At 72.9% G+C, this 22,992-nt stretch carries 21 protein-coding genes; 9 read left to right on the forward strand and 12 right to left on the reverse strand.

Going from position 1 to position 22,992, the window contains the following annotated elements; translation table 11 throughout:
• Positions 1 to 99 precede the first annotated feature (99 nt).
• On the reverse strand, positions 100 to 486 hold the full coding sequence (locus tag FHX31_RS32245) for a VOC family protein (RefSeq protein ID WP_013288904.1): 387 nt from the start codon (positions 484 to 486) through the stop codon (positions 100 to 102).
• Between the two features lie 160 nt (positions 487 to 646).
• Here FHX31_RS32245 and FHX31_RS32250 point away from each other — a divergent pair, with 160 nt between their 5' ends.
• Both FHX31_RS32250 and FHX31_RS32255 read left to right on the forward strand, forming a co-directional pair.
• On the forward strand, positions 647 to 1,147 hold the full coding sequence (locus tag FHX31_RS32250) for a GNAT family N-acetyltransferase (protein ID WP_184977715.1): 501 nt from the start codon (positions 647 to 649) through the stop codon (positions 1,145 to 1,147).
• 39 nt (positions 1,148 to 1,186) lie between these two features.
• Positions 1,187 to 1,675 carry a helix-turn-helix domain-containing protein gene (locus tag FHX31_RS32255; protein WP_091330670.1) on the forward strand — a complete coding sequence of 163 codons (489 nt, stop codon included), beginning with the start codon at positions 1,187 to 1,189 and terminating at the stop codon, positions 1,673 to 1,675.
• Here FHX31_RS32255 and FHX31_RS32260 read toward each other — a convergent pair.
• Positions 1,644 to 3,524 carry a hypothetical protein gene (locus tag FHX31_RS32260; protein WP_184977716.1) on the reverse strand — a complete coding sequence of 627 codons (1,881 nt, stop codon included), beginning with the start codon at positions 3,522 to 3,524 and terminating at the stop codon, positions 1,644 to 1,646. The two genes, FHX31_RS32255 and FHX31_RS32260, sit on opposite strands and share 32 nt — an antisense overlap.
• A 159-nt stretch (positions 3,525 to 3,683) precedes the next feature.
• Here FHX31_RS32260 and FHX31_RS32265 point away from each other — a divergent pair, with 159 nt between their 5' ends.
• Positions 3,684 to 4,103 carry a VOC family protein gene (locus FHX31_RS32265; RefSeq protein ID WP_013288900.1) on the forward strand — a complete coding sequence of 140 codons (420 nt, stop codon included), beginning with the start codon at positions 3,684 to 3,686 and terminating at the stop codon, positions 4,101 to 4,103.
• Between the two features lie 64 nt (positions 4,104 to 4,167).
• Positions 4,168 to 4,779, forward strand: a complete 612-nt coding sequence (locus FHX31_RS32270; protein ID WP_184977717.1) for a histidine phosphatase family protein — start codon at positions 4,168 to 4,170, stop codon at positions 4,777 to 4,779.
• Between the two features lies 1 nt (position 4,780).
• Here the strand turns inward: FHX31_RS32270 and FHX31_RS32275 are convergent, their stop codons facing one another.
• The gene (locus FHX31_RS32275; protein ID WP_232236698.1) at positions 4,781 to 5,437 is read right to left on the reverse strand and encodes a type 1 glutamine amidotransferase domain-containing protein; all 657 of its coding nucleotides are present in this window, start codon (positions 5,435 to 5,437) and stop codon (positions 4,781 to 4,783) included.
• Between the two features lie 75 nt (positions 5,438 to 5,512).
• Positions 5,513 to 5,962: a hypothetical protein gene (locus FHX31_RS32280; protein WP_184977718.1), complete on the reverse strand. Its 450-nt coding sequence runs from the start codon at positions 5,960 to 5,962 to the stop codon at positions 5,513 to 5,515.
• Positions 5,963 to 6,132: 170 nt separating this feature from the next.
• Between FHX31_RS32280 and FHX31_RS32285 the strand changes: the two genes are divergently transcribed.
• Both FHX31_RS32285 and FHX31_RS32290 read left to right on the forward strand, forming a co-directional pair.
• Positions 6,133 to 8,532, forward strand: coding sequence for a M4 family metallopeptidase (locus FHX31_RS32285; protein ID WP_123111460.1), 2,400 nt, complete (start codon positions 6,133 to 6,135; stop codon positions 8,530 to 8,532).
• 76 nt (positions 8,533 to 8,608) lie between these two features.
• Positions 8,609 to 9,373: an enoyl-CoA hydratase/isomerase family protein gene (locus FHX31_RS32290; protein WP_030272070.1), complete on the forward strand. Its 765-nt coding sequence runs from the start codon at positions 8,609 to 8,611 to the stop codon at positions 9,371 to 9,373.
• Positions 9,374 to 9,421: 48 nt separating this feature from the next.
• Here FHX31_RS32290 and FHX31_RS32295 read toward each other — a convergent pair whose 3' ends face one another.
• A complete protein-coding gene (locus FHX31_RS32295) occupies positions 9,422 to 9,973 on the reverse strand; it encodes a peroxiredoxin-like family protein (RefSeq protein WP_013475058.1) in 552 nt (183 codons plus the stop codon).
• Between the two features lie 69 nt (positions 9,974 to 10,042).
• Between FHX31_RS32295 and FHX31_RS32300 the strand changes: the two genes are divergently transcribed.
• On the forward strand, positions 10,043 to 10,666 hold the full coding sequence (locus FHX31_RS32300) for a TetR/AcrR family transcriptional regulator (RefSeq protein WP_041784184.1): 624 nt from the start codon (positions 10,043 to 10,045) through the stop codon (positions 10,664 to 10,666).
• Positions 10,667 to 10,741: 75 nt separating this feature from the next.
• On the opposite strand, the gene FHX31_RS32305 is transcribed toward FHX31_RS32300, so the two are convergent.
• The 4 genes from FHX31_RS32305 to FHX31_RS32320 all read right to left on the reverse strand — a co-directional run bounded on the left by FHX31_RS32305 (position 10,742) and on the right by FHX31_RS32320 (position 14,813).
• Complete coding sequence (locus tag FHX31_RS32305; RefSeq protein ID WP_013475060.1) at positions 10,742 to 11,182, reverse strand: HNH endonuclease; 441 nt, start codon at positions 11,180 to 11,182, stop codon at positions 10,742 to 10,744.
• 217 nt (positions 11,183 to 11,399) lie between these two features.
• The gene (locus tag FHX31_RS32310; protein WP_184977719.1) at positions 11,400 to 12,536 is read right to left on the reverse strand and encodes a hypothetical protein; all 1,137 of its coding nucleotides are present in this window, start codon (positions 12,534 to 12,536) and stop codon (positions 11,400 to 11,402) included.
• A 46-nt stretch (positions 12,537 to 12,582) separates the two neighbouring features.
• A complete protein-coding gene (locus FHX31_RS32315) occupies positions 12,583 to 14,136 on the reverse strand; it encodes an FAD-dependent oxidoreductase (RefSeq protein ID WP_184977720.1) in 1,554 nt (517 codons plus the stop codon).
• Positions 14,137 to 14,333: 197 nt separating this feature from the next.
• A complete protein-coding gene (locus FHX31_RS32320) occupies positions 14,334 to 14,813 on the reverse strand; it encodes an MSMEG_6728 family protein (protein ID WP_013475062.1) in 480 nt (159 codons plus the stop codon).
• Between the two features lie 87 nt (positions 14,814 to 14,900).
• On the opposite strand from FHX31_RS32320, the gene FHX31_RS32325 reads away from it, so the two are divergent.
• Positions 14,901 to 16,685 (forward strand): potassium channel family protein, encoded by a 1,785-nt coding sequence (locus tag FHX31_RS32325; protein WP_174361746.1) that lies wholly within the window; start codon positions 14,901 to 14,903, stop codon positions 16,683 to 16,685.
• Positions 16,686 to 16,774: 89 nt separating this feature from the next.
• On the opposite strand, the gene FHX31_RS32330 is transcribed toward FHX31_RS32325, so the two are convergent.
• A complete protein-coding gene (locus FHX31_RS32330) occupies positions 16,775 to 18,016 on the reverse strand; it encodes an APC family permease (protein ID WP_184977721.1) in 1,242 nt (413 codons plus the stop codon).
• Between the two features lie 297 nt (positions 18,017 to 18,313).
• Here FHX31_RS32330 and FHX31_RS32335 point away from each other — a divergent pair, with 297 nt between their 5' ends.
• The gene (locus FHX31_RS32335; RefSeq protein WP_184977722.1) at positions 18,314 to 19,459 is read left to right on the forward strand and encodes a hypothetical protein; all 1,146 of its coding nucleotides are present in this window, start codon (positions 18,314 to 18,316) and stop codon (positions 19,457 to 19,459) included.
• A gap of 97 nt (positions 19,460 to 19,556) precedes the next feature.
• Here the strand turns inward: FHX31_RS32335 and FHX31_RS32340 are convergent, their stop codons facing one another.
• A complete protein-coding gene (locus FHX31_RS32340) occupies positions 19,557 to 22,109 on the reverse strand; it encodes a glycosyl hydrolase family 18 protein (protein ID WP_184977723.1) in 2,553 nt (850 codons plus the stop codon).
• An 85-nt stretch (positions 22,110 to 22,194) separates the two neighbouring features.
• Positions 22,195 to 22,962, reverse strand: a complete 768-nt coding sequence (locus FHX31_RS32345) for a phosphatase PAP2 family protein (protein WP_123110826.1) — start codon at positions 22,960 to 22,962, stop codon at positions 22,195 to 22,197.
• Positions 22,963 to 22,992: the final 30 nt, after the last annotated feature.

The following is a 22,992-nucleotide window of genomic DNA, read 5'->3' on the forward strand; positions in this document are numbered from 1 at the left end:
CCGGCCGGGGGCTCCAGTTCCACAAGGCGTTCCGGGGCCGATGTCGCCGCGGGACGCCCGGCTCCGTCAGCAGCGACCTGACGGTACACCCGCGAGGGGTCAGGCGGGCCCACGGGCGTCGGCCCCCGCGGGCTCCCAGAGCTGGATCATGTTGCCCTCTGGGTCTCTGAGGCTCGCGAACCTGCCGTTCGGGTACTCCTCGGGGTCCACCTCGACGTCGATATCCGCATCGCGCAGTTGGTCGACCATCGCGTCCAGGTCGACGACGCGGAAGTTCAGCGACCAGGAGTGCTCGGGGCCGCCGAAGTGCTCGGAGTCCGCCGACATGGCTGCCAGGACGGTAGGACCGGGCTTCTGCCACCAGGAGGACACGTCGTAGGACTCCGGTGCCAGCTCGACCCCGAGATGGGTGGCGTACCAGCGGTTGATCCGGTCCGGGTCGTGGGCGCGGAAGAAGACGCCGCCGATGCCCGTCACGCGTTCCACGATGTCTTCTCCCCGCTGGGCACTGTCCGTGCCCTCTTCGACCTGGCTGAGTCTGCCGACTTCAGGCTAGACCCGACTCGGGCGGGATTCGACAACACCCGATCGTCACGGTTGCCGGATACCGGTTGCCTGCTCGGCACGCCTGCGCCACCCTCTCCGCATGCTCGAAACGCGCGTCCTCGGCGAGGACGACTGGAAGGTGTGGCGGGAACTGCGGCTCGCCGCGCTCGCCGAGGCCGGGTACGCCTTCGGCGCCCGACTGGCTGATTGGCAGGGCGACGGCGACCGCGAGGAACGCTGGCGCGGGCGGCTGGCCGTCCCCGGCTCGTACAACGTCGTGGTGATGCTCGACGGGCAACCGGTCGGGATGGCCAGCGGGATGCCGACCGAGCAGGACGGGGTGGTCGAGCTGATCTCGATGTACGTGGCACCCGTCGGACGCGGCCGGGGCGTGGGCGACCACCTCGTCCGGGAGGTCGAGCAGTGGGCCCGGCCGGCAGGCGCGCGGACGCTGCGGCTCGCCGTGGCGGAGGGCAACCCCAACGCGTGGGACCTGTATCTGCGCAACGGCTTCCGGGACACGGGCGAAGTCGGCGGCCTGATGCCCGACGGTGTGCGCCGCGAGCACATCATGACCAAGAGTCTCCTGGACCAGCCGTAGACGGTGCGGGGCGCGGCACGCGCAGTAGGCTGACCAGCGATGAGTCGCGCGGTCGAGGAGTCCAACCGGGCGATGCTGCGCGCCCGCGACGCGATGGACCGGGCGTACGCGCAGCCGCTCGACATCCCCGCCCTGGCCCGGATCGCGCACGTCTCGGAGGCGCACTTCATCCGCACCTTCCGGGCCACCTTCGGCGAGACGCCGCACCGCTACCTGCAACGCCGACGGGTGGAACGCGCCATGTACCTGCTGGCGTGCACCGGCGAACCGGTCACCGAGATCTGCCACCTGGTCGGCTTCGGCAGCCTGGGCACGTTCAGCCGGACGTTCCACGGCATCGTCGGTGAGTCGCCGTCGGCCTACCGGCGCCGAAAGGCCGCGCCGGCCGACGTCCCGAGCTGCTTCACCAAGGCCTGGATGCGCCCGAGCAGCACGGCAGGCAAGCCGGCCACCGCCGCCAAGCCGGCCACGGAGGGCAAGAAGCCAGCCGCCGCGGTCAGCGGCCCCGCACCTGCCGCCGCACCATGACCCAGAGCCGGTCACCGAGCCGGGTCCGCCGTAGCCAGCGCAGTCCGGCCAGCCGGCTCTCCGGTGACGTACGCGGGCGCGGCGGCGCGGTGACCCGCTCGTAGGTGGCGCCGGTCGACGGCCCGGTGAAGTCGGGTTCCAGCCGTTCGGAGGCGACCGCCAGCGCGGTGAACTGGGCCAGCACCCGCGGATCGGGCCGGCCGCCCCGGGCGGCGGTACGCAGCTCCCGCTCCACGGCCGGACGCCGGATCAGCTCGGTGAGCGGCCCGTGGACGGTGTCCAGCAGGTCGGCCACGGCGGCGACGCCGTCGCCCTCCCAGATCCGGGTGGCGCGGGACGGTCCGGTGGCGGAGCTGACGAACGGCACGTCCGCCCACTCCGGTACGAGCCGGGCGATCAGCGCGGTGTGCGGAAGTCGCGCCCGCTTCTCGGCCGCGGTGAACGCGAAGCTGGCCGCGACGAAGCCGGGCGCCAGGAACGGGGTGACCATGCCCGTGGTGTACGCGGCTGTGCACCAGCGGCGCATCCGCTCGACCAGGTAGACGTAGTCGATCAGGTGCTCGTCGCGTAGGCCCAGCTCTCTGGCGTGGGCCGTCAGCGCGGTGACGCGGTCGCGTTCGGCGGCCAGCGCCTCGGACGTCGTGGTCCCGCGCGGCACGGCCGCCAGCAACTTGCTCATGGCCGCCTGCTCGGGCGTGGGCGCCGGGTCGGCGTCGGGGCGGGGATACCAGAAGCCGACCACCAGTTCGCCTGCCGCTCCGGTGAGGCTCGGCGGGCGTACCTGGTCCGGCAGCCGGGTCCGCGCCGCCGGGCGCGTCAGGTAGGTCGACGGGAACTGGTGGTCGTGCAGCGCGGCGAGCCGTCGCGCCCGGTCCCGGAGGCCAGTGCCGAGGACGGTTTCCGGCGGCGCTGCGGGTGTGAGGCGGTGCGGCAGCTCCAGGCCGCGCCGGTCCCGCAGGAGCCGAACCAGTTCGCGGGCCACGTCGCCCTCGGCGGGGGTGTCGTCGTTGGTGACCAGGTCCGGCGTACGGTCGGCGGCGACGAGCGTCGCGGCGATGAGCCGGGAGTCCTTGCCGCCGGAGAGACCGAGCGTGACCTCGCCGTCGTGCAGCCGGTGCAGGCCGGCGACGGATCGGGTCAACGCGTCAGCGGCCCGGTCCAGCCGCTCGTCGGTCGGCCGGTCCCGGTCGGCGAGGCCGCTGCGGACCACGTCGTCGGCGGCGTACCGGATCTCGGTGGTGAGCTGCCAGCCGCCGTCGGCGCGGCGGCGGCCGGTGACCCGCTCGCCCGGCTGGAGCAGCCGGATGCCGGCGAGCGGTGAGAGGTCGCCGCCGAAATGGCCGGTGAGCAGGTACGACGTCCAGCCGGCCGGGTCGGGGCGGGCCTCGCCGTGCAGGAAGTCGGCGAGCAGACCGGGCCGCGTGCACCAGGCGGTGATCCCATCGGCCGCGCCGGTGAACACCCGGGCCATGCCCAGCCAGTCCTGTTGCAGGGCGAGACGGTCGCGGTCGAGTGCGAGCAGCGCGAACGGCGGTACGACGTCCCGGTGCACGTCCTCGCCGGTGAGCAGGCGGTTGGCGAGCGTCACCGGGTCGTCGCCGTCGGCCCCTACCGGGATGCCCACGGAGACGGCGGTGACGGGGCCGTCGGTGGCGACGGGCGGCCACCGGTATCCGCCCGGATCGGCCGGGTGCAGCACCAGCACGCCCCAGTCGGTGCCGCCGAAGCGCCGGCGGTGCCAGCTTTCGGGTACGAGGTCGGCCACGGCCTTGTCGAACCGGGCCACGGCGGCATCGAGGCGCGGTTGTGGCAACGCCCCGGTCGCGGCCCAGGCCACCATCAGCTGCATCGTGTAACCCCCGGCTTATGTCACGGGGACGTTAACAGCGGATGTCCGGGCGGTGTCCCCGCGCGGACAAACGACGCAACTCGGGCGAGGTGGCTCGACGGCGGGACTGCGCAGTTTCGGATAAGCAGCAGGTCGGGGCGCTGCTCTAGCGTCGTCGGCATGACGATGACTTCGACTTCCCGCTCCCAGATCTACGTGCTCGACCAGGACGAGGCGCTCGACTTCTACGTCGGCAAGCTCGGCCTGGAGGTCAGCACCGACCAGGACCTCGGTTTCATGCGCTGGCTCACCGTGAACGTGCCGGGTGACCCGGGCCGGGAGATCCTGCTGGAGAAGCCGGGTCCGCCGGCTCTGGACCCGAAGACGGCCGAGCAGGTCCGGGAACTGCTCACCAAGGGCGCCGCCGGCGGTTTCCTGTTCTTCACCACCGACGACGCGCACAAGACGTACGCGGACCTGGTCGCGAAGGGCGTGGAGGTGACCGACGAGCCGACCGACCGGCCGTACGGCATCGACTTCGGCATCCGTGACCCGTTCGGCAACCGCATCCGGATCGGGCAGATGCACCAGCACCCGTGACCGGCGGGCCACCCGGGCGGCGCTCGGCGGGCTAGTCTCGCGGTCCCCGACCGTGGAGGTGCCGATGCCCAGCCGCCTGCTCTACCTGGTCCGTCACGGCGAGCAGGACCGGCCGGAGGAGGAGGCGGACACCGGACTGTCCGAGCGCGGCCGCCGACAGGCGACGCTGCTGGGCGAGCGGCTGCGCGGCACGCGCTTCGCCGCCGTACACCATGGGCCGGCCCGGCGGGCCGCGGAGACCGCCGCGCTGGTCGCGGCGTCGCTGCCGGGTGTTCCGGTACGCGAGGACGACCGCGCCGGCGACCACATGCCGCACGACACCGACCCGGCCGGCCTGCCGGAGTCGTACGCGGCGTTCCTGGCCGGTTTCTCCGAGCGGGAGCGGCGCGACGGACCGCGCGTGACCGCGGAGTCGGTGGCGCGGTTCGCCGCCGCTCCCGCGGAGGGTGACGTGCGCGAGCTGGTCGTCACCCACAACTTCCTGGTCGCGTGGCTGGTACTGCACGCGGTGGACGCGCCGGCGCGCCGGTGGATCGGGCTGAACCAGCAGAACTGCGGGCTGACCGTGATCCGCTACAGCTCGGGCGGCCCGCCGGCGCTCATCGCGTTCAACGACGTCGCCCACCTGCCGCCCGAGCTGCGTGCCACCGGCCTGCCGGACGACTACCGGATCTGACTCAGGCGATCAGCTTCACCACGGCGTCGGCCACGGCGCGGGCGGACTGCGGGTTCTGGCCGGTCACCAGGCGCCCGTCGACCACCACGTGCTCGGTGAAATCAGGCGCCGGCACGTGCTGCGCGCCCGCTTCGCCGAGCTTGTCGGCGAGCAGGAACGGCACCTCGTCGGTGAGACCGACGGCCGCCTCCTCGCTGTTGGTGAACCCGGCCACCCGCTTGCCGGCGACGAGCCGGGAGCCGTCGGTGAGGGTGAGGTTCACCAGCGCCGACGGGCCGTGGCAGACGGCGGCCACCACGCCGCCGCGCTCGTAGACCGAGCGGGCGATCCGGGCCAGGTCGGGGTCGTCGGGGAAGTCCCACATGGTGCCGTGACCACCGGCGAAGAGGATCACGTCGTACCCGTCCGGGTCGACGTCGGCGGCCTTCGGGGTGTCGGTGACGCCGGCGGTGGCGAGGAAGTCGTTCTGGGTGCTGTCGTTCTCGTCCCGCCCGTCGACGGGCGGCTCCCCGCCGGCCACGGAGACCAGGTCGACGTCGTACCCGGCGGCCCGGAACACCTCCCACGGCTCGGCGGCCTCGCCGACGTAGTAGCCGGTCGAGCGGCCGGTGCGGCCCAGCTCGGAGTGACTGGTCAGGGCGATGAGTGCGCGAGTCATGCCTTCCATGCTGGCGCGGCCGGCCCGCCCCGGCCATAGGCCGATGTCACAGCCGGAACGGGTTTGACGGGCCGGTCAGCCGGTGGCGCCGTTGAGCAGGTCCACCACCTGCGCGGTGACGGCCGGTGGCGTGGTCTCCGGCGGGCAGTCCACGTAGCCGACCTGGTTCGGTCCGATGGTGAGCCGGTAGGTGAACGCGTCGGCGCACATCGTCGGCGGCACGGTGACGGCGGCCTCGGCGGCGAGCCGGGGGTCGGCCGCGAGCTGCCGCAGCCGGGTGAGCTTCTCCGCGGCGAGCTGTCCCTCGCGGGAGGCACCGGCGCGGTCGGTCCTCGTCCAGTGGCCGTCCGGCTCGACCCGGACGGTGTCGGACAGCCCGGCGATGCCGCCCGACTTCACGAGCACGACCTCGGTGGCCAGCGGCGAGGGTCCGTCCGTGAGGACGGGTGGGGCGTCGGTGCGGGCGCAGCCGGCGAGCGGGAGGAGAAGGGCGGCGACGGCCGCCGCGGCGGAGGCAGCTCTCATACCCGATCGGACGCGCGACGGGACCACCCGGTTCCGGCCCACCGGTCCTCCTCATCCGTTCGGTCAATGTCTCAGGCGGGATCTCGCCAGCCTCTTTCACGTTCTTCGATGTATCGCTATATCTACATCAGTGACTACCCCCGTCACAACTTCGCCTTCCAGGAGGGCCCGTGAAAAGATCCGTCGCCGCCGTCAGCGCAGCGCTGCTCACCAGCAGCGTGCTGGCCTGCGTCACCACCTCGGCGCAAGCGGCAGCGCCAACCGCCCCCAGCCCCGAGACCTCTGCCGCAGCCAAGGCCGCGAGCCTGCTGCGCGCCAACCCCGGCGTCGTCCAGGGCGCCGGCGGTGAGGCCTACCAGGCCGTCCGCACCAAGGTCGACCCCTCCGGGGCGGCGCACACCCGGTACAGCCGGACCTACCAGGGTCTCCGGGTGTACGGCGGTGACTTCGTCATCCACACCGCCCCGAACGGCACCCTGACCAGCGCGTCGGTCAGCCTGTCCGCCCCGCTGACCCTGAGCACCACCGCGAAGGTCGGCGCGGACGCGGCCAAGGCCAGCGCCCGCAAGACGTTCTCCGGGTCGCTCACCTCGGTCGGCGCGCCGGAACTGTTCGTCGACGCCAGCAGCGGCAAGGGCCGCCTCGCCTGGGAGACCGTCGCGACCGGCTGGAAGGCGGACAAGCAGACGCCGTCGAAGCTGCACGTCATCACCGACGCCACCACCGGCAAGGTGATCGGCTCGTACGACGAGATCGAGACGGTGGCCGGCACCGGCCAGGGCGTCTACAGCGGCTCGGTCACCATCGACACGACGCTCTCCGGCAGCACGTACCAGATGATCGACCCGGTGCGCGGCAACGGCCGCACCTGCGACATGAACAACGGGACCTCCACCTGCACCACGTTCACCGACGCGGACAACGCGTGGGGCAACGGCGCCACCTCGAACCGGCAGTCGGCCGCCGTGGACGCGCACTTCGGCGCCGCCAAGACGTTCGACTACTTCAAGAACGTGCACGGCCGCAACGGCATCTTCGGCAACGGCCAGGGCGTGCCGAGCCGGGTGCACTACGGCAACAACTACGTCAACGCGTTCTGGGACGGCTCCCAGATGACCTACGGCGACGGCTCGGGCAACTCCCGCCCGCTGGTCTCGCTGGACGTGGCCGGTCACGAGATGAGCCACGGCGTCACCGAGGCGCTGGCCGGGCTGGTCTACTCCGGTGAGTCCGGTGGCCTCAACGAGTCCACCAGCGACATCTTCGGCAACATGGTGGAGTTCTACGCCGCCGCGCCGAGCGACCCGGGCGACTACCAGGTCGGTGAGAAGATCAACATCAACGGCAACGGTACGCCGCTGCGCTACATGTACAACCCGTCGCTGGACGGCTCGTCCGACTCCTGCTGGTCCACCAGCACGAAGAACAAGGACGTGCACTACTCCTCCGGCGTCGGCAACCACTTCTTCTTCAACCTCGCCGAGGGCACCGGCGCCACCGCGTACGGCACCTCGCCGGTCTGCGGCTCGGCCCCGGCGGTGACCGGCATCGGCCGCGCCAAGGCGGAGAAGATCTGGTACCGGGCGCTCGACGTGTACTTCACCTCGAACACCTCGTACGTCAACACCAGCAACCCGGCCAACACCGCCCGCGCGTACACCCTGCGGGCCGCTACCGACCTGTACGGCAACTGCTCCACCGAGTACAAGACCGTCCAGGCGGCGTGGACCGCGGTGAACGTGGCCGGCAACGACGCTCCGTGCAGCTCGACCGGTAACGACTTCTCCGTCTCGCTCTCGCCGACCTCCGGGTCGGTGACCGCGGGTGGATCGGCCTCCGCCACCGTCGGCACGTCCACCACCAGCGGCACCGCGCAGACCGTGACGTTCTCCGCGTCCGGCCTGCCGACCGGCGCCACCGCGTCGTTCAGCCCCGCCTCGGTGACCTCGGGCGGCTCGTCCACGCTCACCATCTCCACCAGCTCCGGCACCCCGACCGGCACCTACTCGGTGACCGTCACCGGCAGCGCGGCGTCGGGCACCAAGACCGCCACGTATTCGCTGACGGTGACCGGCACGGGCGGCGGCTGCACCGGCGCCGGCCAGAAGCTCGGCAACCCCGGCTTCGAGTCCGGCAACACGGTCTGGGCCACCACCTCCGGCGTGATCGGCCAGTACGGCTCGCAGGGCCAGCCGACCCGCACCGGTACGTGGAACGCGTGGCTGAACGGCTACGGCAGCACCCGCACCGACACGCTGTCGCAGTCGGTGAGCCTGCCGAGCGGCTGCTCCGCGTACAACCTCTCGTTCTGGCTGCACATCGACTCGGCCGAGAGCACCACCAGCGTCCAGTACGACAAGCTGAACGTGCAGGTGCTCAACTCGTCCGGCTCGGTGCTGGCCACGCTGGCGACCTACTCGAACCTGAACAAGGCCAGCGGCTACAGCCAGAAGTCGTTCTCCCTGGCGGCGTACGCCGGGCAGACCGTCACGCTGAAGTTCACCGGCACCGAGGACGTCTCGCTGCAGACCTCGTTCGTGATCGACGACACCGCGATCAACGTCTCCTGACCTGACCGCCGCTCCCGGGGCCCGGCGGCCACCCCACGCGGGTGGTCGGCGGGCCCCGGCCGTTACGGTCGGACCCATGTCCGACGCGGAACTGACAGTCACCCTGGACGGCCCGGTGGCCACTGTCGTCATCCACAACCCGGCCCGGCGCAACGCCATGACCCCGGCCATGTGGCGGCAGCTCCCGGTGCTGCTAGACGGCCTGGAGGCGGACCCGGCGGTACGGGTGCTGGTCCTCACCGGCGCGGGCGGCACGTTCTGCGCCGGCGCCGATCTGGGCGACCTGGACGAGCTGCTGGCAGCCGGTGACGGCAGCATCGCGGTGGCCGCCGAGGAACGGCTCGCCGCGTTCGGCCGCCCCACAGTCGCCGCGATCGAGGGCGCCTGCGTGGGTGGCGGCTGTCAGCTCGCCGTCGCCTGCGACCTGCGCCTGGCCGCGGCGGACGCGCGGTTCGGCGTACCCCCGGCCCGGCTCGGCCTGGTCTACCCGGCACCGACCACGCGGCGGCTGGCCGCGCTGGTCGGCCCGTCGGCGGCCAAGCACCTGCTGTTCACCAGCGAGCTGGTCGACGCCCAGCGGGCGCTGCGGATCGGCCTGGTGGACGAGGTGCTGCCGGCCGGTGAGCTGGCCGGGCGGGTGGCGGCGCTGACCGCCACGGTCGCCGAGCGGTCCCGGCTCACAGTGACCGCCGCGAAGGAGATCGTCGACGGGCGCGCCGACGCCGACCGGCTCGCCTGGTGGCACGCCCAGGTGCGGGACAGCGGCGAGGCCCGCGAGGGCGTGGCCGCGATCAACGAGCGCCGCCCGCCGCGCTTCGGCTGGACGCCGCCCGCCGTCTGACCGGCCGGCAGGCGTCAGCCGCGAACGGCCGGCCGGTACGGTCCGCCGTCACCGCGACGCGCGGTCCGCGCTGACGTGGGCCAACAGCTCGTCCACCGACCACTGGTCGGAGGCGTGTTCGCCGTGTTTCTCGGCGAGCACCCGCCCGTCGGGTGCGATCAGGAAGTCGGCCGGCAGCCCGAGCCGCCCGCCGTGCGGGGAGGTGGACGGCAACCGCTCCCGGCCGCGCAGCACGTGCCAGGTGCCGGTCACCACTGCTCGCAGGATCGGCAGCCAGGCGCGCGGGTCGAGCAGCGACCGCCGCGCCGACTCCACGCCGAACTCCCGGTAGAGCCGCCGGTCCGGATCGGCCACCACGGCGAACGGCAGGTCGGCGATGTGCTCGCGCAGTTCGTCGGCAGGGGAGTGGAAGAGGACCACCTCGCGTACGCCCGCGGCCTCGATCTCGGCGTGCCGGCGGACGATCGAGCGCAGGTGGAGGTTGCAGACCGGGCAGCCGGCGAAGCGCCGGAACTGGAGGTGGATCAGGCGGTCCGGATCCGGCAGGTCGATCCCGGTGCCGGTCACGCTGGTCAGGTGGCGGGGGGTGACGACGTCCATGCGCGCTCCCGTTGTAGGCGTACGACGTACTCCTACAACCGTAGGCGTATCTTGTACGCTGTCAAGGTCATGCCCCGTCCCCGTTCCCTGACCCCGGCCCGGCTCGCCGACGCGGCGCTCGCGGTGCTCGACCGGGACGGCCTCGCCGGCCTCACCATGCGCGCAGTCGGCGCGCAGCTCGGCACCAGCACGATGGGCCTCTACCGCTACGTCGCCGACCGGGACGAACTGGAGGCGCTCGTCGTCGAGCGGGTCCTCGAACGGGTGGACACCCGTCCGCCGGGCGACGTGCCGTGGCCGGACGGCATCCGGGACCTGGCCGACCGGGTCCGCCGCGCGGTCGGCGTCCATCCGGCAGTGGTGCCGTTGCTCCCCGCGTACCGGCACCGCTCGCCGACGATCCTGCGCTGGGGCGAGGCGGTGCTCGCGGTGCTGACAGGGGCCGGCTTCACCGGCGTCGGACGGGTGATCGCGTTCCGCGCCCTGCTCGGCTACGTGGTCGGCGCGATCCAGATGGAACACCTCGGCGCGCTCGCCGGCCCCGGCACGGCAGTCATCGCGGCGCTGCCCCGCGACGAGTTCCCCCTGCTCGCCGCGACCGCGCGCGAGGCCGGCGCGGTCGCACCGGAGGACGAGTTCGGCGGTGGGCTGGACCTCCTGCTCGACGGGCTGGCCCGGCGTCTCGACAGCTAGGCGACTTGGTGGGACCGGCGGGCGCGGCGCCGGGGCTCACCCCCGGCACCGCCCCCTGTGCCCGCCGGCCGTCCGTCACCGCGCCAGTGCGGCCCAGCTCGGCGTCACCGGCTCCCGCCGCAGCGGCATGCCCGCCTCGGCCGGGGTCCGGTCGCCCTTGCGCTGGTTGCACGCGTAGCAGGCGGCGGTGGTGTTCCCCCAGGTGTTCCGGCCACCGCGCGAGCGGGGCAGGATGTGGTCGATCGTGCTCGCCGCGCCGTCGCAGTACGCGCACTTCCGCCGGTCGCGCGCCAGCACCCCGGCCCGGGACCAGGCCGGGCCGGCGCTGAACCGCCAGCGGGTCACCACGTACCGGACGAGGCGGACCACACGCGGCAGCGGGAAGACTCCGATGACCCGGTCGGGCTCGGCCTCGTGGATCTCGGCGACCCGGCGGCAGAGCATCCGGATCGCGTGCTTGACGGTGACCCGGTGCAGCGGGCCGAGGTCGGCGTTGACGACGAGGACGGCGTCCACCGGGTTCTCCCTTCACGATCGGCGGTACGGCGACGAAAAAGCCGCCCGGTCCACGGGGACCGGGCGGCGACGACGGGGACGCGCGAGGCGCGTCAGTCGTGCCCTCCGGGCCAGGGACCGTGTTCCCGGCAGCCGTCGCCGAGCAGCCACGACGTCATCGTGGTGGCGGGTCGTAGCGACATCGACGGCTCCCGGAACGGTGGTTGACCTTGCGCGCTCACGGTAGATCGATCCGGGAATCGTGGGCAACGTATTTCGATCCGTCGTCGGCGGGCCGCCGCTGCCGTCCGGCCTTGCCGGCGCGCCTCGCGGCGGCGAGCGGCCGGTCGATGCGGGCGGTCATCTGCACCACCAGCTCGCTGTCCAGCAGCGGGCGGTTCACCTCGGCCGCCACCGACAGCGTGGGCGTGGAGATCGACCGCCAGATCGCGGTGAGCCCCGCGCCCAGACCGACGAGCGCCACCGCCGCCCGGGTGGTGGGGGAACCGGCCGCCGCGGCGGCGCTGACCCCGACGACCGCCAGCAGCACCACCAGCAGGGGCGCCAGCACCGGCCAGAAGATCCCACGGGCGGCCTGCGCCACCAGCTTCCGGTCCCGGATGACGACGTTGCGGGCGATCACCGCCCAGTTCTCCTCGTCCAGCAGGTCGCGCGGGTGCAGGCCGCCGGTCAGTACGTCCTGCCACAGGTCGCCCTGGTTGCGCAGCTCGCGGGCCAGCTCGGCGAGCCCGGCCTCGCCCGGGTCGCCCACAGTGGCACGACCGACAGCCGTCGCCCAGGCGGCGAGCGAGCGGCGCACCACGGCGGCCGAGTACGGCGGCAGCACGCTCGCCAGCTCGTCCAGCCACCTGCTGATCTGGAGATGCCGGCCGCCGAAGCGCGCGGCGAGCTGGCCGGCGTCGCCGCGCCGCACGGTGTCGGCGAGCGAGCGCCCGAGCCGGTACGCCACGCCCACCCGGTGGTTCGTCGCCATCGTCCAGCGCAGCACGTCGATGTTGAGGTCGTCGAGCGCGCGCAGCAGCGTTTCCCGGCCCGCCTCGGTGGCGCCCCGGGCGGCGGCGGTGGACGGCACCGTACGGCCCGCAGTGGTCAGCGGCGCGATCTGGGCCAGCGCGACGTCCACGCCGTCGAGGTACATGCCGAGCCGGTGCCGCCCGGCCAGCTCGGTCAGGTTCGACAGTTTCGGCGGCGCGGGCGCCGGCCGGTGCCCGTCCCCGGTCAGGTCGGCGGTCTGCGCGTGGTGGTAGGCGTCCGCCATGGACCAGCCGAGTCGCAGCGCGGTGACCACCGCGGTCCGTTCGTCCCGCGGTGTCCCGTGCTCCTCGTCGCGCCGATCCCGCGTCGCGGTGCTCACCGCCCGACCTCCCGTATCACCGGATCAGTCGAGCGTAGAGCCGATTTTATGTACTTATGACCGTTTTCGGCCCAGCCTTGCCGGCCAGCAGGCCGCGCGGCCGGATCGACCGGACCGGCTCGGCCGCCGCGCCCTCGGCACGGAGGATGTGGTTCGCGGCGATGATCCCGGTGGCCGCCGACCGTTCCATCAGCGCACTCGGGAAGTCGGTGCGGATGCCGTCCCCGGCCAGGTAGAGGCCCGGCGCGTCGGTCTCCACCCCCGGGCGCCAGGCGTGGCTGCCAGGCGTGAACGCGGGCGCCTGTGCCTCGACGCGGGCCCGCAGCTCGCGTACCCGAAGGTCGGCCACCTCCGGCCAGAGCGCGGTCAGCTCCCGCAGCATCCGGGCGGCCAGCTCGTCGGCCGGCACGTCCGACTCGCAGGCGTACGCGTGCAGCTCCACCACCGAGCCGCCTGTGCGCGCGGCCCAGCGGCGGGGCTCGTCCTCCAGCCGGTGGTAGAGCGTCACCGAGTCCAGCGTGGGCTGCCGGGAGACGCCGCTGAACACCGCCCGGTCGGCCCGGACGTCCCCGTCCATCCAGTAGCGCGCCACCGCGTACGGCGGTCCGGGCCTGCCGAACGCGGGCATCCGCGCCACCAGCTCGGGTGCCGCCGCGGCCAGGCCGGGCGAGGCGCCGACGAGCGCGGCGAGCGCCGGCGGGTCCACCGCGAGCACCACGTGCGGCGCCTCCCAGACGTCGCCGTCCGCGCCGGTCACCCGCCACCCCGCCGGGGTACGGTCCAGCCGGGCCGCCGCCGCGCCGGTCAGCACCCGGCCGCCGTGCTTCTCCACGTGCCGGGTCAGCGGCTCCCAGATCGCCGTGCCGTAGTCCCGGTCCGGGCAGTCGAAGGCCAGCCCCTCCGGGTTGCCGAGCAGGTAGAAGTGGAACTGCGCGATCATCTCGGCGGCCGACATCTCCGCCTCGTGGTTGAAGAACGAGTGCGAGAAGACCTCGAACAGCATGGCCCGCGCCCGGTCCGGCAGCCGCAGCGAGGTGAGCAGATCGTCGGCGGTCCGCTCGTCGAACTCCTCGTAGGTGCGTACCGGGTCGTAGGTGAGCAGCGGCAGCGCCGCGTCCCGGTCCATCGTGCGCAGGTCCGCCAGGCGCAGGCTCGGGCTGCGCAGCAGCAGCGCCAGCAGGTTCGCCGGCGGCGCGGGCGGCAGCTTGCCGAACTCCTCCGTGGGCCACTGCTCGGACAGGATCGGGTAGCCCGGGATCGGCTTGAGGAAGCCCAGCGCCGGGTCGACGCGGCGCAGGATCGACCGCCAGTTCCAGTACTGCCGGAAGAACGCGTGGAAGCCGTGCTCGTTGCGCTGGACGCCGTCGGACAGCTCCTCCGGCCAGGCGCCGAGCCGCCCGCCGAGGTGCGGCGCCGCCTCCAGCACCGTCACCGCCACCCCACGCTCGGCCAGCACCACCGCCGCCGACATGCCGGCGATGCCGCCGCCGACCACCAGCGCCGGGACCGGGCGCGGCACGCGGTCGGCGCCACCGCCGCCCGGGTCCACCACGTGCTCGCGTACGCCGATCAGGCGACCTACCACTTGCGACAGACCCACGGGGCATCCTCCAGTCGGCGGTCCCCCCAGTCTGCCCGAGGTGAAAGGAAGGGGCCCCTTTTAACGCATACGGATGTGCGGGGCCCCTTCTAAACGCCGCGTCGCCCCCGTGCTGGGTGCGTCGCGTGGGTGTGTGGGGCGAGGTGTTAACAAGGGGCCCTTCCTCTACCGCAGGCGTTAATAAGGGGCCCTTCCTTTCACGGCAGGCAGCGGCGCGGGCGGTCCGACGGGGGCCAGACGTACTCCAGGTCGGGGGAGACGTCGGTGAACAACCGTGCATAGTGGGCGGGGTCCTTGCGCAGGAGCGACGACCGGTGGCTGCGGTGCAGGTCGTCGCGGCCCAGCCAGGGCGGCAGCTCACCGGCGGCGGCCAGCTCGTCCTGGGTCCGGATCACCGAGATGCCGCAGGCGGCGGCGAGGTCGGTGGCGAGCGTCCCGGCGCAGGTGTCGGCCCGGCCCGGCTCGCACCACACCGCGCACATGTCCAGCCCGTACCGGGTCAGCGCCTCCTCGTACCCGGCCCACATCTTCACCGCGGGGTGGTTGCGCCAGCCGTAGTCCGGCCGGGTCAGCCCGCGCAGCACCTGGATCGCCTCCACGCGCTGCTTGCCCAGCCGCTTCTGGTCCAGCGTGCGCGCGCTGGCCAGGAAGTCCGGATACGGCAGGAACGTCTGCATGGCGGTGCTCTACCCGTACCCGGCCGTGCCATGCGTTCATGATCGCCGGGGCTGCGCGGATCGCGAGCGGCTGACTACGATCCGGACATGGCCGAGCCACTGCGCGACCGCGCGCGCCGCGCAACCGGCTGGCGGCTCCGGATGAACGGTGACGAACGCCCCCACTACGTGGTCTGCGGCTCCGACCCGCTCGCCTACTGGGTGGTCCGGTCGCTGCTCGCCACCGACAGCGCCGACGGCCGGGTGCGGGTCACGCTCGTGGTGCCGGGCCGCCGCCGGTCCGAGGGCCCCGACGGCCGGGACGTGCCGGGGGTACGTGTGGTCACGGCGGAGCGCCTCGACGAGGCCGCGTTCCGCCGGGCCGGGCTGGCCGGCGCGGCCGGGCTGGCCCTGCTGCACCAGGACGACGTGGGCAACATGCACGCCGCGCTCTGCGCGCAGGAGGTCGAGTCGCGGCTGCGCCTGGTGGTTCGGATGTTCAACACCAACCTGGCGGACGGGCTGCGGCAGCTCTTCCCCGACTCGGCGGTGCTCTCGGACGCCTCGATCGCCGCACCCGCCTTCGTGGCCGCCGCGCTGGGCGAGGTGGCGCCGACCCACTTCCGGCACGCGGGGCGCACGCTCTACGTGGCCCGCCGCGACGACGTACGCCAGCAGGACGTGGTCTGCGGCCTTGCCGTCACCACCGATCCGGACCTGGTCCGGGTGCTGCCCGCGGACGAGGCGGCGGCCGACGTGGTGCTGGCCGAGGCGACCGGGCGGCCGGCGGGCACCGAGGTCGCCGCGCGGCGGCTGGTACGGGCGCGGCGGCGCCGGCAGCCGGTCGCCGTCCTGCTGCGCGCGGTCCGTCACTTCGCCACCCGCAAGATCGGTATCGCGGTGCTGGTGCTGCTCGGGGTGATCGCGGCGCTGGGCTGGCTCAACGCGCGGGCCGCCGACGTGAGCTGGAGCGAGGCGGTCTACCTGACGCTGGTCACCACGCTCACCGGCCAGGATCCGGACGTCAACAAGCCGGTCGCGGCCCAGGTGATGCAGGTGGTGCTCAACCTGGCCGGGCTGGCGTTGATCCCGCTGATCACGGCCGCGGTGGTCGACGGCATCGTCAACGCCCGGCTGGCGTTGCACGCGGGCCGGGTCCAGCCGGACCGTTCCGGGCACGTGGTGATGGTCGGGCTGGGCAACATCGGCACCCGGGTGATGGCGCAGTTGCACGACTTCGGTGTCGAGGTGGTGGCGATCGACAAGAACCCGGACGCGCGCGGCGCCCCGCTGGCGCGCCGGCTGGGGGTGCCGCTGATCGTGGGCGACGCGGGCCGGGAGGAGACGCTCCGGTCCGCCTCGGTGGACACCTGCCAGGCGCTCGTGGTGGTGTCCACCGACGACGGGACGAACCTGCGAGCGGCGCTGATCGCCCGGTCCCTCGACCCGGACCTGCGCGTGGTGCTGCGGCTGTTCGACGGCGACTTCGCCGAGCGGATCCAGCAGGCGTTCGGCATCGGCATCTCGCGCAGCGTGTCCTATCTGGCCGCGCCGGCGTTCGCGGCGGCCCTGCTGGATCGCGCTGTGGTCGCCACCATCCCGGTCGACCGGCACGCGCTGCTGGTCACCGAGGTGCCGGTGGTGGCCGGTTCGCCGCTGGACGGGAGTCCGCTGAGCGCGGTGGCCCGGCCCGGCGAGGTACGCCTGCTCGCGCACACCCGGCCGAACCAGAAGGCCGACTGGTCGGCCGACCCCCGGATGGTGATCCAGGCCGGTGACCGGCTGACTGTGGTGGCCCGGCGGGCCGGGCTGACCGCCCTGCTCCGGGAGACCACGCCCGCGCCGCCGCCGGCACCCACCGGCCCGCCCGCCGCACGCCGCCCGCAGGAGTGACCGGACGCGCCAGCGGTCACGGCCGCCGGGCGCCTCAAGGCCGCCGGGCGCGTCAAGGCCGCCGGGCGCGTCAAGGCGGCCGGGCCGCGTCAGGCAGGTCGACGACGGTTGCGGACCGCGTACCCGAGCGCGCCGAGGGCGAGCACGCCGAACCCGGCGAGGACGCTCGGCAGCGGCAGGTTGACCGCCAGCACCAGGCAGCCGACGAGCCCGAGCGCGGCGAGCAGCCGTACCGGGACGCGCCGGGCCGGGTCCGGACCGAGCGTCAGCGCCGACGCGTTGGTGATCGCGTAGTAGACGAGCACCGTGCAGCTGGAGAAGCCGATCGCGCCCCGGATGTCGCCCACTGTCACCACGACGGCGACCACGGCGGCCACCGCCAGTTCGGCGCGGTGCGGCACCCGGTGGCGCGGGTGGATCGCCGCGAGCGCGCCCGGCAGATCGTGCCGCCGGGCCATCGCCAGCATGGTGCGGCCGACGCCCGCCAGCAGCGACAGCAGCACCCCGGTCACCGCGACTGCGGCGCCGGCCCGGACCAGCCAGGCCAGCCCCGGGTGCCCGGCGGCGGTCACCACCTCGACCAGCGGCGCGTCGGTGGACGCCAGCCGGTCGGCGCCGAGCACGCCGAGCGCGACCACTGCCAGCGTCAGGTAGATCGCCAGCACCGCGCCGAGCGCCAGCGGCATCGCCCGGGGGATGGTGCGCTCCGGGTCGCGGACCTCCTCGCCCAGCGTGGCGATCCGTGCGTACCCGGCGAAGGCGAAGAACAGCAGGCCGGCGGCGGTCAGCACGCCGCCCGCCCCGATTCCGGCCGGCGCGGTGAGCCGGTCGGCCGCCACCTGCGGCGCGCCGGTCACCGCCACCACGGTGAGCACCGTGAGCACCACGGCGACGAGGACCCGGGTGGCGGTGGCGGTCTTGCCGATGCCGCGCAGGTTCACCGCTGTCACCGCCACCACCGCGAGGACCGCGACGAGCCGCGCCCGCCCCGGCCACAGGTACGCCCCGACGGTCAGCGCCATGGCCGCGCAGCTCGCCGTCTTGCCGACCACGAATCCCCAGCCGGCGAGGAAACCGGCGAACGGGTGCAGCCGTTCCCGGCCGTAGACGTAGGTGCCGCCGGACTCGGGGTAGCGGGCGGCGAGCCGGGCCGAGCTGGTCGCGTTGCAGTAGGCGATGAAGCCCGCGACCGCCAGCGCGACCAGCAGGCCCGGACCGCCCGCGGCAGCCGCGGCCGGTGCGAAGACCACGAAGACGCCCGCGCCGAGCATCGAGCCCAGACCGATGACCACCGCATCGGGTACGCCGAGTCGCCGCGCCAGTTGTTCCACACCGGCAGCCTAGGGCGCTCAGGTGAACGGCAGGTGCCCGCCGCCCGGAAATTGACGAAAATGATTTGCATAATTAATCGCGTTCAGCGGTGGCCGATCGCCGAACCCCTCGGTAGAGTCGTTTACGCAGGTCAAAGCGGGAGCGAATCGCCCCGCCAGCGCGGTTCGCAAATGTTCCGTGCCGATTATCCGATGGCGATGATCAGATTCTTTCTGCGTCGATCGGGCAATGGTGCCCTCGAATCGGCTCCGGCAATTTCGGGAACGTCTTCTCCGCGAACGCGGGAGGTACCGCACATGACGCTTTTCGGCTGGGACGCCAGTGACTACGACGTCGACCGGGGGTTGACGGCCGACCGGATCCGGGACGCCCGCGCCGCGGGCATCGACTTCATGACCTACAAGGGCACGGAACAGTCGCGCGACGGCACGTTCCACAGCCAGTACTACGGGGTGATGCTCACCGCCGCGAAGGACGCGGGCATCCCGTTCCTGGGCATGTACGTGGTGGTGCACTCCGACGTCTCCATCGAGGACCAGGCCAGCACCGCCATCGACTACGCCGACAAGCACTCCCCCTGGTGGCGCACGTACGACGGGTTCTTCTGGCAGATCGACCTGGAGCGCTGGCCGACCGACGACGTGCCCCCGCACATCGGCGTCGACGTGGGCCGGGAACTGGAGGAACGCACCGGCAAGGTGGCGGTGATGTACGCGTCGCGCGGCCAGTACGGCGACGACGACCTGGGCGACTTCCCGCGCTGGAACGCCGACTACCCGTACCGGGTGGCCGAGGACTTCAAGGCCGCGTACGCGCGGGCCGGCGGGGACTCCGGCCCGGGCTGGACGCGCTACGGCAAGCCGGCGGAGACGCCGCGCATCTGGCAGTTCACCGATTCGGCCATCATCGGCCGCCAGCACACCTGCGACGCGGACGCGTTCCGCGGCACCACCGACGACTTCGCGAAGATGATCGGGGAGAAGACGTCCACGACGACCAAGCGGGACGTGATCGCCACCTTCCACAGCACCGCGCACGCCGGCGACACGCTCGACACCACCGACCGGTTCCACGCCATCCGCTGGGCCACCGGCCTGTACCACTGGACGGTGCCGGAGACCGGGCTGGTGAGCATCCAGGCGACAGTCGACCTGCGCGGGTTGCGGCGTGACGATCTGGTCCGGATACGCGCCGAGTACACCCGGCCCGGAGACGCGGAGAACGACACCCCGTTGCTGCGGCAGGAGCGGGTGTCGGTCGACCCGGAGACCACCGGCGGGGTGTTCGTGGTGAGCACGCCGGACGAACGGGTCGAGCTGCCGAAGGGCACCCAGATCCGCGTCCAGGTGGCGGTGCGGCCGGCGGACGACGACCACCGCCGCAGGCTGACCTACAGCACCCGCACCCGGATCAGCATCGTGGAGATCCGGACGGCAGGCTGAGCGCCGTGCCCGCCGTTCCACACACCGGAGGCCCGGGTGCCCCGGGTGAACGGCCGGTGCCGCCGGCAGGATTCCGCCGGCGGCACCGGGATCGGGTTCAGCAGGGCCCGTTGTCGGTCCACACGCCCTGGCTGTTGGTCCCCGGCACGTCTCCCTGGGTCCACCACCGGGAGGTCCACCGGTGTCCGCCGTAGGACACCACGGCACCTCCGGGGTACGCGGTGCCCGCGGCCCAGGCCGGCGCGGCACATGCACCGCCGGTGGGTGACGGCGAGCCGGTGGGCGTCGGGGAGGTGGTCGGCGTCGGGGAGCCCGTGCAGGCACCCTGGTCGGCCCAGACCGCGGCGCTGCCCGGCGTCTCGCCCTGGGTCCACCACTTCGCGCTCCAGGTCCGTCCGGCGTGCGAGACGGTTGCACCGCCGGAGTACGCGGTGGACGCCGACCAGGCCGGCGCGGTGCAGGTGCCCCCGCCGGGTGGGACGGAACCGCTCGGGCTGGGCGACGGCGTGACCACCTCGCCACCACGTGCCCAGTCCCCGGCCAGCGCGTACGTCTGGCCGCCGAAGGCGAGCGTGAAGTTGGCCGGGCCGGAGATCGGGAGCTGATAGTTGAGCGTCACCTCGGCGTACGAGCCGGGCGCGATTGCGGCCGGCACGGTGAGGCGTACCCGGTTGTGGTCGCCCTTCAGGCCGCCCACGTTGCTGCCGGTGTGGCCGGTGGTGACAGTGGTGAGCGCCCAGCCGGACTGCTGGCTGAGCGTGGCCGGGGTGGTGGTGGGATAGTCGAACTCCAGGTGCGCGCCGGCCGGGATCGGCGCGCCGGTGTTGTTGGTCAGCCGCAGCTCGGGGTTGATCGGGTAGTTGTTGTCGCCGAGCGCGAAACCACCCATGCCGACTGCCACGTCCAGCGTCCGGGTGGGCATGGTGATGCCCGCCTTGCGGGCGCCGTACGCCGGTGCGGCCTTCAGCCGGTCGTAGAGCAGCGTGGTCAGCGTGTCGCCCATGCCGTACCGGCCCTTGGCGGAGTCGTAGGCGTAGTCGCCGGCGAGTTCCCAGATCATCACGCCGCCGAGGCCCTTGGCCGCGACGTAGTCGGCCTTGGCGGCGAGCGACTGGTCGTCCTCGGTGGAGAGGAAGACCTTCTTCTCCGCGTTCCACAGCCAGGGCGCGACCAGCGCGGCCGAGTAGTTGCGGGCGTAGCTGCCGCTGATCCGGTCGGCCGGGTCGGTGGCCGGGGTGAGGCCGTATCCGGCCAGGTAGTCGCCGGTGATGCCGGCCTGGAGGTTCTTCGCGTGCCACATCGGGTTGGCGCCGCCGGGCACCTCGTTGCCGGCGGCGTCGAGGTCGTGCCAGAGGTTGTCGATGCCGACCGCGCCGTTGCCGCAGGGGGTGGTGGAGCCGATCGAGCCGCCGGTGCCGGCCGGACACTTGGTCTGGTCGGGCAGCGCCGCCCGTCCCCACAGGCCGTTGGTGCCGCCGGTGACGCCCTGCCAGCCCCGGGTGTAGTAGGGCACGCCGATGTTCACCCTGCCGCTGGGCAGCGCGCCCCGGAAGTAGTGGTACGCCCAGTCGGTGTTCAGGTAGCCGATGCCGGAGTAGGCGCCGTACACGCCGCCCGCGGCCAGCTCGGCGTCGTCGCCGTTGTCGTAGAGCGCCGCGTTCGGCCCGACGAAGTGGTTCCACGCGCCGTGCAGGTCGTAGGACATCGCGTTGACGTAGTCGAGGTACTGCAACGCCTGGTAGGACTCCATCCCGCGCAGCAGCCAGCCGGACGCGGGCGCGGCCACGGTGAGCAGGTAGTGCCTGCCGTCGGTGGCGGCGGCCCGGTCGAGCTTCTCCCGCAGCGTGCGCATCAGCACCTGGTACGAGGCGTTGAGACCGGCCCGCTTGGCGTCGGCCTGGGCGAAGTCGAGCGGGTTGCCCGCCTTGTTGTTGGAGGTGGGGTACTCGTAGTCGATGTCCACCCCGTCGAAGCCGTACGTGCGCAGGAACGTCACCACCGAGTCGGCGAACGTGTTGATGCCGGCGCTGTTCACCGTGTTGGTGCCGGTGGTGGTCATCCGGTAGAAGCCGCCGGAGTCGATGCGGTTGCCGCTGTCGTCGATGAAGCCGCCGGTCTCGGCCCAGCCGCCGACGCTGATCAGCGTGCGGACTCCGGGGTTCTGCTTCTTGTACTTGTTGAGCAGGTTGAAGTGCCCGGTGTACGGCAGGGCCGGGTCCATCTCGGCACCGGCCACGCCGGGCCAGGTCATGTTCGTCGCCGGGTTGTCCGGGGCGCCGGGGTCGCCCACGGAGATGCGGTTGCCGCCGTCGACGTGGGCGAACGCGTAGTTGATGTGGGTGACCTTCTGCCAGGGGATCTGGTTCACCAGGTAGGCCGGGGCGCCGTTGCGGCCGGTCCGCCAGCTGGTGAAGTAACCGATGATCCGGCGGGTGTGGTCCGCACCCATCTTCTCCCGGCCCGCGGTGTCGTAGACGGTGCAGTAGGGCACCGAGACCCCGGGCGTGCGGTAGAGCCCGTCGGGCCGGCACGCCTCGTCGTCGGCGGCGGCCGACCGGGCGTCCGGGGCGGCCACGACCACCGCCGTCATCGCGGTCAGCAGACCGGCGGCGCCGGCCGACAGCCAGCGGCTGATTCGTCTCGCCAGCACGCGCACCTCCTACATTTAACAAACTTAACTGTTAAGGTTGCTAAATGTATACCGGTGTCGATACGCCGAGACAAGAGGCGGACTGCTAGTCGAGATGCTCCGTCGGCCGGGCCCAGCCGTGGAGCCGCGCCGGCAGCGGCAGGCTGTTCCAGGGCACCCGGTGCAGCAGGCGGTCCAGCAGCAGGCCGAGCAGCAGCCCGGCGACCGAGTCGGTCAGCCAGTGCCAGCCCAGGTAGACGGTGGTGCAGAAGACCACCGCCGGTGGCACCACCCGGACCACTGTGACCAGTCGGGGCGGCACTGTGCGGCCGAGCGTGCGCACGAGCGGGGCCAGCAGCAGGGCCAGGACGCCGTACCAGACGATCGAGTTGGCGACGTGCCCCGACGGGTACGACTGCGCGAACCGTACCGGCAGGTCGTGCTGGAACAGCGGCAGCGTCTGCTCGGGCGACAGGAACGGCTCCTTGACCGAGGCGCTCGGCGCCGGGCGGGCCGTCCACACCTTCAGCGGGCCGATCGTGAAGAACGTGAGCACGAACCCGGCCACCGGCGGCAGCAGCGGCCGCACCGAGCGCAGCCGCCACGCCAGCAGCACGCCCAGCCCGGCCGCGAGCAGCGTCAGCGGGGTGCCCTGGCCGAGCAGGTTCAGCGTCATCGCCACCCAGCGGGCGGCGGCCGGGCGGTTCTCGTCGGACCAGTCGGCCACCGCCCGGTCGAGGCCGAACAGGTGACCGGAGGCGAGCGCGACGGTCAGCGCCACCACTGCCGCGAGCAGCAGCAGGTCGAACCACCACCCGGTCGGCCGGACCGGCCGCAGCCGCAGGTCACCGCGTACCCCCGAGGTCTGACGCACGCGACCACGCTACCGGCCGCCGGCGGCGGC

The sequence above is a fragment of the Micromonospora sp. CNZ286 genome (genome assembly GCF_014207755.1).

Coding starts and splice junctions, on each gene's coding strand:
- FHX31_RS32280 (WP_184977718.1), bottom strand. CDS start 5,962: ATGAGAGCTGCCTCCGCCGCGGCGGCCGTCGCCGCCCTTCTCCTCCCG.
- FHX31_RS32295 (WP_013475058.1), bottom strand. CDS start 9,973: ATGGACGTCGTCACCCCCCGCCACCTGACCAGCGTGACCGGCACCGGG.
- FHX31_RS32325 (WP_174361746.1), top strand. CDS start 14,901: ATGGCCGAGCCACTGCGCGACCGCGCGCGCCGCGCAACCGGCTGGCGG.
- FHX31_RS32265 (WP_013288900.1), top strand. CDS start 3,684: ATGACGATGACTTCGACTTCCCGCTCCCAGATCTACGTGCTCGACCAG.
- FHX31_RS32275 (WP_232236698.1), bottom strand. CDS start 5,437: ATGACTCGCGCACTCATCGCCCTGACCAGTCACTCCGAGCTGGGCCGC.
- FHX31_RS32270 (WP_184977717.1), top strand. CDS start 4,168: ATGCCCAGCCGCCTGCTCTACCTGGTCCGTCACGGCGAGCAGGACCGG.
- FHX31_RS32300 (WP_041784184.1), top strand. CDS start 10,043: ATGCCCCGTCCCCGTTCCCTGACCCCGGCCCGGCTCGCCGACGCGGCG.
- FHX31_RS32320 (WP_013475062.1), bottom strand. CDS start 14,813: ATGCAGACGTTCCTGCCGTATCCGGACTTCCTGGCCAGCGCGCGCACG.
- FHX31_RS32250 (WP_184977715.1), top strand. CDS start 647: ATGCTCGAAACGCGCGTCCTCGGCGAGGACGACTGGAAGGTGTGGCGG.
- FHX31_RS32335 (WP_184977722.1), top strand. CDS start 18,314: ATGACGCTTTTCGGCTGGGACGCCAGTGACTACGACGTCGACCGGGGG.
- FHX31_RS32255 (WP_091330670.1), top strand. CDS start 1,187: ATGAGTCGCGCGGTCGAGGAGTCCAACCGGGCGATGCTGCGCGCCCGC.
- FHX31_RS32260 (WP_184977716.1), bottom strand. CDS start 3,524: ATGCAGCTGATGGTGGCCTGGGCCGCGACCGGGGCGTTGCCACAACCG.
- FHX31_RS32290 (WP_030272070.1), top strand. CDS start 8,609: ATGTCCGACGCGGAACTGACAGTCACCCTGGACGGCCCGGTGGCCACT.